13 protein-coding genes, 2 tRNA genes and 1 pseudogene are annotated in these 15257 nt (G+C 58.9%); 12 read left to right on the top strand and 4 right to left on the bottom strand.

Translation table 11 applies throughout. The features are described from left to right. Positions 1-458 precede the first annotated feature (458 nt). From PQR40_RS36455 to PQR40_RS36440, 4 genes are all read left to right on the top strand, one after another. Positions 459-1397 (top strand): Rossmann-like and DUF2520 domain-containing protein, encoded by a 939-nt coding sequence (locus PQR40_RS36455; RefSeq protein ID WP_408222551.1) that lies wholly within the window; start codon positions 459-461, stop codon positions 1395-1397. A 77-nt stretch (positions 1398-1474) separates the two neighbouring features. Continuing rightward, entirely contained in the window at positions 1475-1795 is a 321-nt protein-coding gene (locus PQR40_RS36450; protein ID WP_408333726.1) for an EthD family reductase, read from the top strand. Positions 1796-2013: 218 nt separating this feature from the next. Continuing rightward, on the top strand, positions 2014-2577 hold the full coding sequence (locus tag PQR40_RS36445; RefSeq protein WP_408222555.1) for a YggT family protein: 564 nt from the start codon (positions 2014-2016) through the stop codon (positions 2575-2577). A gap of 85 nt (positions 2578-2662) precedes the next feature. After that, positions 2663-2736, top strand: a tRNA-Gly gene (locus PQR40_RS36440). 319 nt (positions 2737-3055) lie between these two features. On the opposite strand, the gene PQR40_RS36435 is transcribed toward PQR40_RS36440, so the two are convergent. Then, positions 3056-3439, bottom strand: a complete 384-nt coding sequence (locus tag PQR40_RS36435) for a hypothetical protein (RefSeq protein ID WP_408511071.1) — start codon at positions 3437-3439, stop codon at positions 3056-3058. A 384-nt stretch (positions 3440-3823) separates the two neighbouring features. Between PQR40_RS36435 and trmB the strand changes: the two genes are divergently transcribed. Beyond that, a complete protein-coding gene (trmB, locus tag PQR40_RS36430) occupies positions 3824-4612 on the top strand; it encodes a tRNA (guanosine(46)-N7)-methyltransferase TrmB (RefSeq protein ID WP_408222559.1) in 789 nt (262 codons plus the stop codon). 85 nt (positions 4613-4697) lie between these two features. On the opposite strand, the gene PQR40_RS36425 is transcribed toward trmB, so the two are convergent. From PQR40_RS36425 to PQR40_RS36415, 3 genes are all read right to left on the bottom strand, one after another. Continuing rightward, positions 4698-5534 carry an undecaprenyl-diphosphate phosphatase gene (locus PQR40_RS36425; RefSeq protein ID WP_408222561.1) on the bottom strand — a complete coding sequence of 279 codons (837 nt, stop codon included), beginning with the start codon at positions 5532-5534 and terminating at the stop codon, positions 4698-4700. Between the two features lie 81 nt (positions 5535-5615). Further along, positions 5616-6209, bottom strand: coding sequence for a DUF1439 domain-containing protein (locus PQR40_RS36420; protein ID WP_408222563.1), 594 nt, complete (start codon positions 6207-6209; stop codon positions 5616-5618). Between the two features lie 94 nt (positions 6210-6303). Then, entirely contained in the window at positions 6304-6669 is a 366-nt protein-coding gene (locus PQR40_RS36415; RefSeq protein ID WP_408511070.1) for a YkgJ family cysteine cluster protein, read from the bottom strand. Between the two features lie 186 nt (positions 6670-6855). Between PQR40_RS36415 and hemN the strand changes: the two genes are divergently transcribed. The 7 genes and pseudogenes from hemN to PQR40_RS36380 all read left to right on the top strand — a co-directional run bounded on the left by hemN (position 6856) and on the right by PQR40_RS36380 (position 15254). Then, on the top strand, positions 6856-8241 hold the full coding sequence (hemN, locus tag PQR40_RS36410) for an oxygen-independent coproporphyrinogen III oxidase (RefSeq protein ID WP_408222567.1): 1386 nt from the start codon (positions 6856-6858) through the stop codon (positions 8239-8241). Positions 8242-8347: 106 nt separating this feature from the next. Continuing rightward, positions 8348-8432 (top strand) — tRNA-Leu (locus PQR40_RS36405). Between the two features lie 242 nt (positions 8433-8674). Then, positions 8675-9310, top strand: a pseudogene (locus tag PQR40_RS36400) (tyrosine-type recombinase/integrase); the annotation flags it as partial. A 293-nt stretch (positions 9311-9603) separates the two neighbouring features. Next, a complete protein-coding gene (tssI, locus tag PQR40_RS36395) occupies positions 9604-12141 on the top strand; it encodes a type VI secretion system Vgr family protein (RefSeq protein WP_408511072.1) in 2538 nt (845 codons plus the stop codon). 185 nt (positions 12142-12326) lie between these two features. Next, entirely contained in the window at positions 12327-13229 is a 903-nt protein-coding gene (locus PQR40_RS36390; RefSeq protein WP_408511069.1) for a DUF4123 domain-containing protein, read from the top strand. 79 nt (positions 13230-13308) lie between these two features. Then, positions 13309-13758, top strand: a complete 450-nt coding sequence (locus PQR40_RS36385) for a DUF3304 domain-containing protein (RefSeq protein WP_408222577.1) — start codon at positions 13309-13311, stop codon at positions 13756-13758. Next, complete coding sequence (locus tag PQR40_RS36380; RefSeq protein ID WP_408511068.1) at positions 13758-15254, top strand: T6SS phospholipase effector Tle1-like catalytic domain-containing protein; 1497 nt, start codon at positions 13758-13760, stop codon at positions 15252-15254. The genes PQR40_RS36385 and PQR40_RS36380 overlap by 1 nt, the downstream gene beginning before the upstream one ends. Positions 15255-15257: the final 3 nt, after the last annotated feature.

The following is a 15257-nucleotide window of genomic DNA, read 5'->3' as shown; positions in this document are numbered from 1 at the left end:
GAAAAATGCCCGGCGCGATCACGCCGGGCATCTCTTACTCGCGAGCAGACGGTATTTTCAGCCTACCTTCACGTAGGCGAATTCTCTGGAGACGTTGGGCGGGACATACGCGCCGCTGATGCGCACGCGTGGCTTCAAACGCTTCTTCTGCTCCCACCAGCGACGGCGCTGTGAATGAGTCAAGAACCGCAAGTGCTTTCGGTAAGAAAAAATATTCATCGTTACCTCCCGAATCTGACTGCGAGACGAAAAACCCAGAACAGCAACTGCCAAACCGACCCCTAGAGAAATTGTGAGCAGTTTTCGGACCCGCGGGGCGCGCGCGACCGGATAACCGACCGGACGCGCCATATCGTGCGCGAACTGATCAGAGGAATGCCGGTGCCGAGACGCGCCACTGCCGGGCGGATGCGATACTTCTGTTTCCTGTTCAAGTGTCCAGTCTGGAGCACGCAACCATGTCCCAGCCCTCTCTGCCGCGCCTCGGCTTCATCGGTGCGGGGCGGCTCGCGCGCTGTCTCGCGCTGAGCTTTTCACGCGCCGGCTATCCGGTCACGGCGGTGGCGAGCCGCACGGCGGCCTCGGCCAGCCGGCTCGCCAGTCAAATCGAGCATTGCGCGACATTCAACGACCCACAACAGGTCGTCGACGCCGCCGATATGGTCTTTTTAGCCGTTCCCGATGACAGCATCGGTACGACAGCGCACACACTGCGGTACGCGGCGGGCTCAGCGAGCGGCCCACAAGGCAAAGCACTCGTGCATTGCAGCGGCGCCTCGCCGGTCGATCTGCTGGCCCCGGCGCGCGACCAGGGCGCCTCGATCGGCGGCTTTCACCCACTTTACCTCTTTAGCGGCGATCTCGCCGACGTCGAACGGATCGCCGGTTGCTCGGTGACGATCGAGGCGGATGGTGCGCTCAAAGACGTGTTGACGGCGCTGGCTGTTGCCTTGCGCTGCCATCCGCTGTCGATTCCAGCGGGCGGCCGCATGCTGTATCACGCCGCCGCGCATTACGCCGCCAGCTTCGCACTGTGCAGCCTCGCCGAATGCGTAGCCTTGTGGCGCACTTTGGGCTTTGCTGAGGACGATGCGCTGCGCGCGCTGCTGCCGATGCTCTCCGGCACCATCGAAACCGCCCGCGACAAGGGCCTGCCCAACGCACTCGCCGGCCCGGTGTCGCGTGGCGATACGGGCGTCGTGGAGAAGCAGCTGGCGTTGCTGGAAGGCCTCGGCGGCGATCATGCCGCGCTGTACGGTTTGCTGTCGCGGCGCGCGGTTGGGCTGGCCGAACGCCGCGCCAAACCGCCCGCCGCGATCGAGGCGATTGCTGAGGCGGTGGAAGAATCGCTCAACCGGTCGCTGAATCAGGCCGCAGCAGGTGCAAGCGTCAAGTAAGCCGTGATAATGTGACGTCCGGCGCCGCGCGCAATCCGCCAGCGCCGCGCTTAGGGACCAACAGACGAGAACGCACAATGATCAAGGTCAGCATCCTCTATCCGTACCGGGAAAACGGCCACTTTGACGTGGACTACTACTGCGTCACGCACATGCCGCTTGCGGCGAAGCTGTTCGGGCCGTCGCTGAAAGGCTGGTCGGTCGACGTCGGCATCAACGCCGGGCCTCCGGGAACGCCGCCGCCGTACGTCGCCGCAGGGCACTTCCTGTTCGATAGCGCAGACGACTTCTATAAGGTCTTCAAGTCGGCCTCGGAGCGCCTGCTTGCGGACATTCCGAATTACACCGACGGCGGCAACGGTACGATTCTGATCAGCGAAATCAAGATTTCTGTGTGATGTCCCGTGGCCGGGTGCGGCTTGGCGGCATGCAGTTCGCCAATTAGCCTGACTCGAACATCTGGAAATTGATCCACTGCGTCCCCATTTGTGACGCGTAACGCGCCTCCTGCGGAAATGGCGCGGGCAATCCAAATGAACCCGCCGGTGCACCGATCGGTCAGCGCCGGCACCCCGCGGCCGATCGACGGCCGTCATCCGAAGGATAAGGACACGAGATGTTTGGCGATATCGCCCGTTTTCTGCTCAATACCGTTTTTACGCTGTTCGGCGCCGCGTTGCTGCTGCGCGCATGGCTGCAGGTCGTGCGCATGCCGCCGTACAACCCCGTCACGAACGCCGTGCTGCAAGCCACTAACTGGATCGTGCTGCCGTTGCGGCACATCCTGCACAGCACGCGCAACATCGATTGGGCAAGCCTGGTCGCGGCGCTGCTTGCGGCAATCATTTATGTGGTGCTGATGGTGGTGCTCACGGGCGCCGATCCGCTCACGCTCGCGCCGACCCTGCTGATCGTCGCGGTGCTGACGCTCATCAAGTGGGCGCTGAATCTGATCATCTGGATGACGATCCTGATGGCATTGCTGTCATGGCTCAATCCGCGCTCGGCGGCCATGCCGATCCTGTATCAGCTGACTGCGCCGTTCCTGAATCCACTGCGCCGCGTAGTACCGCAACTCGGCGGCATCGACCTCTCGCCGATTCTGCTGTTCGTGATCGTGCAGGTGCTGCTGATGGTGGTGACACGTGCGGCCGTTCAATTGACCTACTTCGTGATCTGAACGGCGCTCCGTGCGCCTTGTGTGTGAGGGTGGCGGCAGCGCGATTTGCGCTAACCGCCCCTTCCCGAGTAGAATCGTGCGCTCTGCGGGCGTCGTATAATGGTAATACCCTAGCTTCCCAAGCTAGAGCCGTGGGTTCGATTCCCATCGCCCGCTCCAGATTCTTTTTAGCCAGCCTGGCGATTGACCGGGCGTCAGGCGGGTTTGCGAAAGGATCTGAGTCTGCCGCGTTTTGCAGCATCCCCCCAGCTACATACTCTCCCGCCTGTCATCCAGGAAGATCCAGAAAGTCGCACAAAGGCGTGATAAGCCCGCGCGGTGTTCAACACACCATTGCGCTGATTGCCGCTATTTCTTCACAGCCTTCTCGACCGCCTTGACCAGCTCGAAGTCGTCTTCATCCAGCATCGGCGGCTTGCGCTGCACCCGTCCAGCACATGGCTGAAACGAAGCCCATCAATAGAAGCTTGTTCAATTCTCAACACCAGTAGTTTGCTTCCCACACCAGGCGCGCTGATGCAGCGGTGTGATACCGCCCGAGAATATAGCGAATCCCGCCCTGACATTCCTCGACTGCATTACCGAACGACTTTTCGCCATTCGGATTCAAGTCATACTGAGGTCGTAACAGTTGGTACATCCCGCGTGCGCACAACTTCCCGTTGCGCGTGTCCACCATGCCACCAGACTCCTGCGCCATTAACCACAGTAAATCGTTGAATTGCGTGAGCGCCACGCCTTCAATAGCCATGGCTTTACGAAGTGCATTCTGAGAAGTAATCGGAACCGCAGTTGGATCGACAGCGACCCAAGCGGTTTTGGCAGGTTTAGCCTGACGATGATCGTGTGCGTGTTTGCCCATAATGGATTTTCGTTTAGATAATCGTTGCAACGGGATGGCTTACAACGCGATTAAATCATACGAATGGCTGTCGCGGTTATGAAAACGTAATCTTTGGCCAATGTCAGGCCCTCTGTACGCCGACCATCGTCTGGACGCACCCTTTTCGGGTGTGCTACCTTACGCGCACTTGCAATGCCCGCTCCACCTTCCTGCTGAACCGTCAGCAGAATCCAGCACGAGCCGCCTCCCTTGAAGGCGGCTTTTTTGTAGTGGCAACGGCCGGGCATAGCGATTCGAGCGAACCGCGCCGGCGAGCAGCGGCTCATGCCACGCAAGCACAAACGGCGCCTCGCAACACCCCATGCAAGCCGCCAGGCCCTCACCCTTGTAGCAGTATCGACAATGATCCACGATCCAAACGACGCCGGCCTGCCGGACGAACTCCCGCCGGCTTCCATCGAAACCGAAGGCCAACCGGCCGACACCGGCTCCGACGCCCCGCAAGAAGAAGCTTTGCATCGACGCCGCATCCGCAGTTTTGTCACGCGTGCGGGCCGCGTGTCGACCGGCCAGCGCCGCGCGATGGACGATCTCGGTCCGCGTTTCGTCGTGCCGTTTGCGCCGCAGCAACCCGACTGGAATAGCGTGTTCGGCCGCGCAGCGCCGCGTGTGCTGGAAATCGGCTTCGGGATGGGCGCGACCACCGCGGAGATCGCCTCGCACCGTCCCGACGACGACTTCCTCGGCGTCGAAGTGCACGAGCCTGGCGTCGGCGCGCTACTGAAGCTGATGGGCGAGCAGGAGTTGTCGAACATCCGCATCATTCAGCACGACGCGGTCGAAGTACTCGAACAGATGATCGCGCCGGACAGCCTCGACGGCGTTCATATCTTCTTTCCGGACCCGTGGCACAAGGCGCGCCACCACAAGCGCCGGTTGATCCAGCCAAAGTTCGTCGCGTTGCTGGTTTCGCGTCTGAAGCCGGGCGCGTATCTGCACTGCGCGACCGACTGGCAGAACTACGCCGAGCAGATGCTCGAAGTGCTCGGCGCCGATCCCGCGCTGGAGAATACCGCCGACGGTTACGCGCCGCGTCCGGAATATCGTCCAGTGACGAAGTTCGAACGCCGCGGCCTAAAGCTTGGGCATGGCGTGTGGGACCTGGTGTTCAGGAAGCGCGTCGCGACGTAAAACCGCGCGCCACAACTCACTCGCAGCAAGCAAAAAGGTCCGCAAACGCGGACCTTTTTTCATGACTCGACAGATAAGCGGAGACTCAATCCGCCCAGCTCAATGCGCCGCTGTAGCCGACCAGCAGGATCAACAGACCGAAGCCGATCCGGTACCACGCGAACACGGTGAAATCGTGCGCCGCGATATAGCGCAGCAGCCAGCGCACGCAGGCGAAAGCGCTGATGAAGGCCGCCACAAAACCGAGCGCGAAACTGCCAAGCGCATCGGCGGACAGCAGGTGCCAGTCTTTATAGAGCTCGTAAGCCGTCGCGCCGAAGATGATCGGAATCGCGAGGAAGAAAGAGAACTCCGTGGCGACGCGCCGTTCGAGGCCGAACAGCATCCCGCCGATAATCGTCGAACCCGAGCGCGACATGCCCGGGATCAGCGCGAAACACTGAGCGAGGCCAACTTTCAACGCATCCAGCGGACTCAGATCGTCGACGTTCTGAACGCGCGCCGCCACGTCGCCTCGCGCGCGCTGACGCGCTTCCGCCCACAGGATTACCACCCCGCCCGCCACCAGCGCGAACGCGACCGGCACCGGTGAAAACAGCGCCGCCTTGATGGCCTTCTCGAACAGCAAGCCGAGCACGACCGCCGGAATCGTCGCGATGATCACATTCAGCGTGAAACGCCTTGCGTCGGGCCGGCTGGGCAAGCCGACCACCACGCTGCCGATGCGGCGGCGAAACTCCCAGCACACGGCCAGAATCGCGCCGAGCTGGATCACGACATCGAAGGTTTTCGCGTGTTCATCCGTGAAATTGAGCAGGCTGCCCACAACGATCAGATGGCCGGTGCTCGACACCGGCAAAAATTCCGTCAACCCTTCGACGACGCCCAGAATCAGCGCCTTGCAAGCCAATAGCCAGTCCATCCGTGACCCTCATCGCTGTAGATAGTCGAAACGAACAGGGTCAGCACGATATGCGCGCGGCCCTGCCGGCCGCGCGCAGCGTCATTTCTCGACGATTTGCACGCGTATGCCGTTTGTAAGGATGGTGATTGTACCGGGTTCGTAATTCACGCCGGCAAATTGCAGCTGTTCGGGCTTGAAGGTGTAGATCGGATAGTTGGTCAGCAACTGCGTGGCGAGCACAGCCGCAGCGGCATTGATCTGCTGCGTATAGGCCTGGGCCTGCCCGCTCACGCTGACGTTGTCGACGTTCGGCGACTTCAGCACGACCGACTTGCTGGCGGCGTCGTAGGCCAGTTCGCTCGACAGCGTGAATACACCGTCGACCGGTTGCGGCATGAACGGGCTTACGAGCCGCGCATCGAGCTTCACCGAGACGCGGTTCGCGTCCGGCAGAAAGCCGACCACCGGATTGGTCAGCGCGACGTCGAACACTTGCGAAACCGTGCGCTGATACGGGAATTTGCGCTGCACCGCGTCCTGCACCTGCTGCTGCGAGAACGTGTAGTGCGAGGGGATGAATGGAAAGGTCGGCGTCGCGCAGGCCACCAGCGACACGGTGATGCCAAGCGCGGTGCAGCTTGCCAGCGCTGCAAGCAGGAAGCGGCGCCGGGTCGGCGCAGCGGGTCGAGTCATGCGAAATCTCCTGTGGAAGCCTTCTCGAGCATGCGGTTGCGTTGGGTCGCTCTGATTCGGATCAATGGATAACGTGGCGGTTCGCTCACGCGCGCTATCGGCGCACCGTCGGCTGCGGTTGAGTCTGCGTTTCAAGCTGCATGAGCCACGCGAGCGCTTCGCTGCGGCTCGTGCCGCACATTTCCATCTGCGGTTGCAGTCCGGAGCAGCACGCCGGCCGCTCCGGCTGACCGAAGATCGCGCAGCGCAGATCGTCGCCGAGTTGCACGCAGCGCACGCCCGCCGGCTTGCCATTCGGCATGCCTGGGATCGGGCTCGAAATCGACGGCGCAATACAGCACGCGCCGCAATCGGGGCGGCACGCGTGACCGGCCACATGGAACGGGGACTCGCGCTTCACAACGCTGTTCGGCACATCACTCACGACATTTTTCCTGAACTCGACAACACACAACGTCATACCAGACCCGCATTGTGCCACCGCATCCCGTGCGACCTTTTTACACAATCCGGAAGAGGGCCGCTCACATAAACTTGATAGATACGAAAGGCCACGCTCAAGAGGCGTCTGCGCTGTTCGATCCGGTGGTGCGAACCGCCGCCAGCTCTTGCCTCTTCCGCGGTGGCCGTCAAACTTGAGCCCCTCATGACCACCGCCAACACGCTATTCCGCCCTGACCTTCTCGCGAAATACAACGCGAACGGTCCACGGTATACGTCCTATCCGACCGCCCTGCAGTTCCACGACGAGTTCGATCCCGCCGACTATGTGCGCGCCGCCGCAGATCCAGGCGCTTCCGCCACCGATCTCTCGCTGTACTTCCACATCCCCTTTTGCGACACCGTGTGCTTCTACTGCGGTTGCAACAAGGTCGCCACCAAGAACCGCGCGCACGCGCGTCCCTACGTCGAGCACCTGAAGCGTGAAATGGCTTTGCAGGCGGCATGTTTCGACACGCGACGCCCCGTGTCGCAATTGCATTGGGGCGGCGGCACGCCCACGTTCCTGTCGCACGATGAAATGGCGGAATTGATGGCCTCGGCGCGCGAGCACTTCACGTTGCTGCCCGATACTGAGGCCGAATATTCGATCGAAGTCGATCCGCGCGAAGCGTCGCCCGAGATCATTGCGCATTTACGTACGCTCGGCTTCAACCGGCTTAGTCTCGGCGTGCAGGATTTCGATCCGGTGGTGCAGCAGGCTATCAATCGCATTCAGCCGCTCGAAATGACCGCGTCGGTGATGCAGGCCGCGCGTGACACGGGGTTCCACTCGATCGGCGTCGATCTGATTTACGGGCTGCCGCATCAAACGGTCGACAGCTTCAGCCGCACGCTCGACACGATGATCGAACTCGCACCCGATCGCCTTTCGGTGTTCGCGTATGCGCATATGCCGCAGCTCTTCAAGATGCAACGGCAGATGGACGAGGCCGCGCTGCCTTCGCCCGCCGTACGCCTCGCGATCCTGCAACGGGTAGTCGAGCGGCTCACAGGCGCGGGTTATGTCTACATCGGCATGGATCACTTCGCGCTGCCCACCGACGAACTCGCGCGCGCGCAAGCGCAGCGCACGTTGCATCGCAATTTTCAGGGGTATAGCACGCGTGCGGAATGCGATCTGATCGGCTTCGGCGCGTCGTCGATCGGCAAAGTCGGCGACGTGTACGCGCAGAACGTCAAGGATCTGCCCGGCTATGCCGCGGCAATCGATGCGAACAAGCTCGCGATCACGCGCGGCGTGCGCCTCACCGCGGACGACCGTCTGCGTCGCGATGTGATCACGCAGCTAATGTGCAATCTGGAACTGCGCTTCGATGAATTTGAAGCCGCATATGGCATCCGCTTCGCCGATACGTTCGAGCCGGAATTGGAGCGTTTGCGCGGCTTCGAGCAGGACGGGCTGGTGTCGGTGAGCGGCAGCAAGCTCGAAGTGCAGATGGCCGGGCGCATGCTCGTGCGTAACATCGCGATGGTGTTCGACCGCTATATCGGTCAGCAGACGCTTGAACGGTTTTCACGCACGGTTTGACGGTTGAGCATACGAAGCAGGCAACCGGCTTGCCCGCCGCCGAATTTTCCGCCATAATCTGCGTCTTCGCCGCGCGGCCTCCTCTGGCGCGTGCGCTAGAAGACCTGCCCAGGTGGTGAAATTGGTAGACGCAGGGGACTCAAAATCCCCCGCCGCAAGGCGTGCCGGTTCGATTCCGGCCCTGGGCACCAAAAAGCATTCCGAGCAGATCCGAAGAAGTACTGAAACCCGCGACAGCTAAAGGCTTCGCGGGTTTTTTTGTCTTAGCTGGTCGGGCTTGTTCCGTGGACATCTGGTGATATCGGGTGATATCGGGTGATATCGGGTGATATCGGGTGATATCGGGTGATATCGGGTGATATCGGGTGATATCGGGTGGTATTTTTGGCGGTATCGGCCTCGCCAACGCTCCTCTCCACTCGGAGATACCACCATGCCGCTCGCCGACGCCCAAGTCAGAAACGCCCGCTACAACTCGGATGGAACCGGCAACCGCCTATCAGATGGTGGCCGCATGTACCTCCAACTCGACAAGTCCGACGGCAAATACTGGCGGATAAATTATCGTTTTACCGACAAAGATAAGACGCTCGCACTCGGCGCTTATCCGGCCGTGTCGCTGGCGGCGGCCCGCAAGAAGCGCGACAAAGTGCGCGAGAAACTGGCAGCGGGAATAGATCCTAGCGAGGCGAAGAAAACCGAAACTCGCGCTGCGCGCATCGCTGCAGCCAGCTCATTTGAAGTCGTCGCCAACGGCTGGATGGAGGAGCGCAAGACGGTTGTAGAGATAGGTCAGTACGAAAAGACGTCGGCCCGCTTCAAGAATGATGTGTTTCCGTGGCTGGCCAAACGACCGATCACTGATATTGACGCGCCAGAGACCCTTTCTGTCCTGAAGCGCATCGACGGCCGCGGCGCACGCTTTACAGCCCATCGGATGCGCAGTGAGATCAGCCGAGTCTTCCGCTACGGCATCAAGGAGGGGTTTTGCAAAACCGACCCAGCTAAGGATTTGATCGGCGCGATACCACCCTCAGTAGAAAGGCATTTCGCGGCTATTACCGAACCTAGAGAATGAAAGGGACTTCCCCTCTCGCTGGTGTTGATGAACGTTCGAAACTTCATCATGGCACGTCGATGCCGACTCGCGGCTTCCGCCGCAGCCTCGGGACGGGGAAGTCCCTTTCATTCTCTAGCAATTTATTTTACAGAATTTACAGATATGCCACTCGCATATTCGGGTTAAAAATTCATGCCGCTTCACACTTTCACACTTACTGACATTGATTAACTGGCCGATTCATCTGAAGTTTCGTAAAATCGCGCGAAGCGCGGTCGCTCGGCCAGCTAACAAGAAGAGACATAATCGGGGCAATAACTGGCGGACTCGTCCAGCGTGATCGCCTGCTGAAGCTGGATACTTCACTGGGAAATAATGTCCTGGTGCCCCAGCGGGTCGTCGGTCACTCACGAATCGGCCGTCATTATGAATTCACAGCGGATGTCGTTTCCACATCCGGCACCGTTGAGCTCAAAACGCTGATTGCCCAGCCCGTCACTTTGTGGATTCAGCAGACAGACAGGTCATATCTGCCCCATCACGGTTATGTGCACACGGCCCGCCGTCTTGGGTCAAACACCGGGCTCACCACTTACCAGATCGCGTTTGCGTCGTGGCTGCACTTTCTGCGCTTTCGCAAGGATGCGCGAATCTGGCAGGACAAACCGGTTGACGAAATCCTGACCGATGTCTTCAACATGCACCCGAAGGCTCAAGGTGCGTTCCGCTTCACCCTGAGCAAGCCGCTGGCCTCTCGCTCGTTCTGCATGCAATACGAAGATGACTGGAATTTCGTGCAACGGCTCATGGAAAGCGAGGGGCTGTTCGGCTATTTCGAGCAGACGAGCGACGGCAAGTCGCATACGTTCATCGTCACGGACAGCCTGGACACGTTCCCTTCACTTTCACCGCAAACCGTTGAGTTCTACCGCGCGGGCACGAACAGCGAAACAGATGCGCTGGTTCAGTGGTCAGGCACAAGAACATTGCAAAGCACGACGCTCACAACCCGCACCTTCGATTACAAGGCACCGGCTTCGCCCGTCAATCCGAAGGGCACAAACATTCCGACGCTTCCCACACAGGGAAACCTGCCCCAGCAAGCAGAAGTGTATGAATACACCGGGGCCTATACCTACGGCAAGCAGGACCGGGGCGATGCCCTTTCAAAAATCCGGATGGAAGAGTGGGAATCGCGGGCGAAGCGTTTTTACGGTTCGGGTGGTGTGCGAGGTGCGGATGCCGGCCGCTGGTTCGAACTGGACAATCACCCCGAGCACGCCACAGATAGCGAGCAGAACCGACAATTCGCCATTATTGAGACTACATGGTTCATTGAAAACAACCTGCCGGTGTCCAGTCAGGCCGCCGAGCTCCCGCATAGCCTTAAGGGCGACCTTGCGACGGTCAGAGCGAATCATGCCTCTGAAGACGGTCTGAAGGTCAGACACGCGGATGGCAGTGAAGGCTTCTTCCTCGTTGAAATCGAAGCCCAACGCAAGGTTGTGCCGTATCGCAGCCCGCTCGACCAGCACAAACCGGAAATGCACTTGCAGACGGCAATCGTCGTTGGCCCTGCAAACGAAGAGGTCTACACGGATTCGCTGAACCGTATCAAAGTGCGTTTCCACTGGGATCGGCTCAATAACGGTGATGAAAAAGCATCGTGTTGGGTGCGCGTCGCGATGTCCGATACCGGCGGCGGATACGGCGGCGTGCACGTGCCGAGAGTCGGCGAAGAGGTCCTGATTAACTGGGTCGACGGCGATTGCGACAGGCCGCTCGTAACGGGGCGCGTCTATAACGGCGCGACACAACCACACTGGCATTCCAACGGGTTGCTCTCTGGCTACAAGTCGAAGGAATATCAGGGAAGCGGCTACAACCAGATGGTAATGGATGACTCGACGGGTCAGAACCGCGTTCATCTATATTCCACGAGCTGCAATTCGCAATTGCACTTGGGTTACCTGATTGACCAGAGCGGCAACACGCGGGGATCATACTTGGGCAGCGGCTTCGATCTGAAGTCTGACGCCTACGGTGCAGTGCGTGCGGGTCAAGGTCTATATGTCGCCACCTATCAGGCGACCAGTCAGCCGCTGGATGCACGGCAAACGACCCCGCAACTGGTGAATTCCGAAAGCGTGCTGGAATCGATGTCGGATGCCAGCACCGCGCACCAGGCGGAAAGCCTCAAGGATGGTTACGATTCGCTGAAGTCATTCACCGACGCGACACAGAACAGTGTGTCGGGCTCATCGTCAGGGGGAAACACGGCAGGCGGCGGAACCGGCAATGCGAATGCGTTCAAGGAACCGGTCATGCTGTTTGGTAGCCCATCGGGCATCGCCCTGTCCGCGCAGAAATCGACCCATGTTTCCGCCGACCAGCACATCAACTTCGTGAGCGGTCAGAGCACGCACATCGCGACCGGCAAATCCCTGATCGCAAGCGTTGCGGAAAAGCTTAGCCTGTTTGTGCTGAACGCGGGGATGAAACTCTTCGCAGCGAAGGGGAAGGTAGAAATTCAGGCCCACTCGGACAACATCGAACTGACTGCACAGAAGACGCTGAAATTGCTGTCTGCGACCGAAACGATTGAGGCGGCGGCGAAGCAGGAAATTCTGCTCACATCTGGCGGCGCATATATCCGCATAGAGGACGGCAACATCGAGATTCACGCGCCGGGGAAGATCGATATCAAGGGCGCTCAGCATTCGTTCGCCGGCCCAGCAAGCCTGCCTTATCCGTTGCCCGGATTGCCGCAGTCCATTTGCGTCGAGTGCCTGTTAAAACGTGCCGCGGCCCGCTCTGCGCTTATCACGAAGGGAGTCTGACGTGCCTTTTGTAGCCACCGTGCCCGACGCAGGATCCGCGTCAAGCGCGCATGTTCACATGGTTGTGAATCAGGCACAGGAGAGGACGCGGGTTCAAAAGGCATCGCAATCGGCCTGTGCGGAATGCCTGCGACAGCGAGCAGCCACACGGGCGGCTTTCGTGAACAAGAAAGGATCATGAAGAAATGACAGCAGTAACCGTATTCGCGGCGGCACAGTCGCGACACGCACACGCGTATGTGCTGGCCGATCCGGCTCAGGACAAATCCCTGCCGGATGCACTGCTCTTCGAATCAGCAAACGCCGTGTGTCTGCTGGACGGTGGGGCCGATGTAAGAGCAGTCGCGCCGCACCTGACCCGAATCGACGCGGCAAATTATCTTCACGCGGGTGCGTGGTTGGATCGGCACGCCGCTAATGTACCGTGCGCAACGCTGCTCATTTCCACGATGCCGCTAGAGGCACTTGCGGCGCATTTGAGTTCGTTCGTCGATGTCGTTCTGCCGGATCATACGATCATGGCACTTGCGTTCTGGGACTCCAGCATTCTCGCGGTACTGAATGGTGCCCGGGAAGACGACACGCAGCATGTTCGCGGTCCGGTGTTGACGAACGGTCAGAAGCAGGCATTACTCGCTCCCGTTCTCGAATGGTGGTACTGGGATCGAGCCGGGCGTCTGCAATCCATAGACTGGAATGCAAACTCAATTGGGGATGCCTCGGCGTTAATACCGCCGCCGCTGCAACTCAACCAGCATCAGGTTGACGAACTGGTTGAAGCCAGTGTGCCGGATAGCGTCCTGTATTACATCCGGCTCAACATGCCGGGCCTGCTGCTTCGCATACCAGATTCGGCACAATACGCATTTGTACGCTCGCAGATTCTGAATGCGCGGCAATATGGACTAGAAGGCACCGGCGATCTCGTCAATTATTGCTGTATCGCGCTTACTTATGGGAACTCGTTCAACACCCTGCCGGAAGTCGCCGCTTTGCTCGAACAGGTGAAATCAAAGGTCTTGACCTTTGACGATCTCATGAAGAACTTTCCACGGGATGTCCCGACGGTTGATGTGGCGCATTCGTGATCCGTTCACCAGTCAAGCCGGGCGAATAATGTTGACTCTTCGAATTGTTGAAATCGACCGAAACACCAGAGACACCAGAATGAAGTCCAAAACTGAAGCTGCGGCCAATTTCATGATCGGCCGCCTGATCGTCGGGCTATTGTCCGTATTGCCACTCACTGCCTGCTTGGAGAGGCCCATGAATCTTGATGTCGCCGTTTACAATTACTGGCCCCGCGCGATTTACGATGTTGCCGTCAACGGTCAATACGCAGGTGGTGCGTTCATGGCGTATGAACCGGGCAACGCCGGAGGAAAAATTGTCTGCTGTGTGAAGGTCAAGCCGGGTCCGATATCAATCGAATATTCACTGGGAGGCCCGGAAGGCGCTCCAAGATTGGGCGAAAGAATTCATGCAACTGCCGTTTTGCAGGAATTGCCTGGCGACTCCAAAGTCCTCACTGTTCATGTGTACCCGAATGCAACGGCCATTGCTGAGGCATCCAAAGAATATGTCGACGAACGGCCAGAACCGGAGGAAAAAAAGTAATGAGTTCGCTTCCCCAACCTCCTTCGTTGATGCAGATCATAGGGGCCGCGACGCGTGACGTTCCCAAAGCTCCGCCAACGGCGAAGCAAGATTGTTCCGATGTGGTTCACCTCGCGTTCTTCTTTGACGGTACTGGAAATAACCGAGACGCCGACGCTGCAGGACAACGATGGAGCAACGTCGCAAGATTGTTTGACGCGTCGATAAATGCCCCGGGTAAAGGAATTTATAGCTTCTACGTCAGCGGCGTCGGCACACCATTCAACGGCGACGCGTCTTGGGTCGACAAATCTGATGTTTGGCTTGAAGACACCGTCTTGGGCGGCGCGTTTGGCGCAGGAGGCGATCGCCGATTGATTGATGGCGAGGACCGCATGAATCAGGCGTTACGCCAGGCTCTGGTTAACAACGCCAAGAAGATGGGGGGAGAAATCAAACAGTATGTCGAGAAGAACAGAAATGCAAGCCTGAATGACCTGAACAAGGCGATTGGGGCACATCGCCTTATCAAAGTCATGAATATATCGGTGATCGGTTTCTCTCGCGGAGCGGCTCTCTCACGCGCGTTCGTGAACATGCTGGTTGGACAGTGCAAGAAACAGGGAGACGGTTCGCTGACATTGAATGGCTTCCCAGTACGCTTCACGTTCATAGGTGTATTCGACACGGTTGCTTCGTTCGGTCTGCCAGCGCACAACTTCACGCTTCCCTTGGAGCAACGTGACCTGCGTATCCCCGCCTGTGTAGAGCGATGTGTGCATTTCGTCGCAGCCAATGAACTCCGCTACTCATTTCCGGTGGACTTGATTCGTGAAGGCGGCCGATACAAGGCAGGTTGGACCGAAAAGGTCTTCCCGGGTGTGCATTCCGATATTGGCGGTGGGTATGGGCCGAATGACCAGAATCTAGATGGAAATTATGCCCGGATTCCTATGACCGATATGCACCAGGAGGCTCTAAAGTCCGGCGTTCGTTTGCTGTCACTAGCGGAAATCAAGGCTACCCTCGCTCCCATCGCTGACCGCTTTACGGTCAAGCCAGAGACACAGAAGAACTATCAGGATTACATAAGCGCAGCCAGTCCTCCCGGAACATCTGTTGAGGCCGACATGACGTGCCACATGAAGGCGTACTACGAAAGCAACGGAACCCTATCGCGGAGAAAGCAGCCGGTCGTCGGTCAAAAATCGTTCAACGATAGCCCCGTTAAGCATGCGATGTGGGGGACGATTGATATCGAGGCACCGGCTTATGCTGAGGCATTGAAGACCCATCGCGATATCGTCGTGACCAATCGCGGAACCTCGGAGGAACGGGTCTTTTTTTATGCATTCAAGCCCGAACAATGGCGACTCGATGCCTGGATGACGAATGCACCCGATAGTATCGTCAACTTCTTCGCTCACTATGTTCACAATTCCAAGGTTGATTTTGTAGCCAACGTTGAACCGTTCAGCTATTTCCGGCCGCGCGGAGTCTTCGAGCAAAAATCATAGCCT

The sequence above is a fragment of the Paraburkholderia sediminicola genome, assembly GCF_046026855.1.
GTDB classification, from domain to species: Bacteria; Pseudomonadota; Gammaproteobacteria; order Burkholderiales; family Burkholderiaceae; genus Paraburkholderia; species Paraburkholderia sediminicola_A.
The sequence above is the reverse complement of the archived record's forward strand: the minus strand, read 5'-3'. Positions and strand labels throughout refer to the sequence as shown.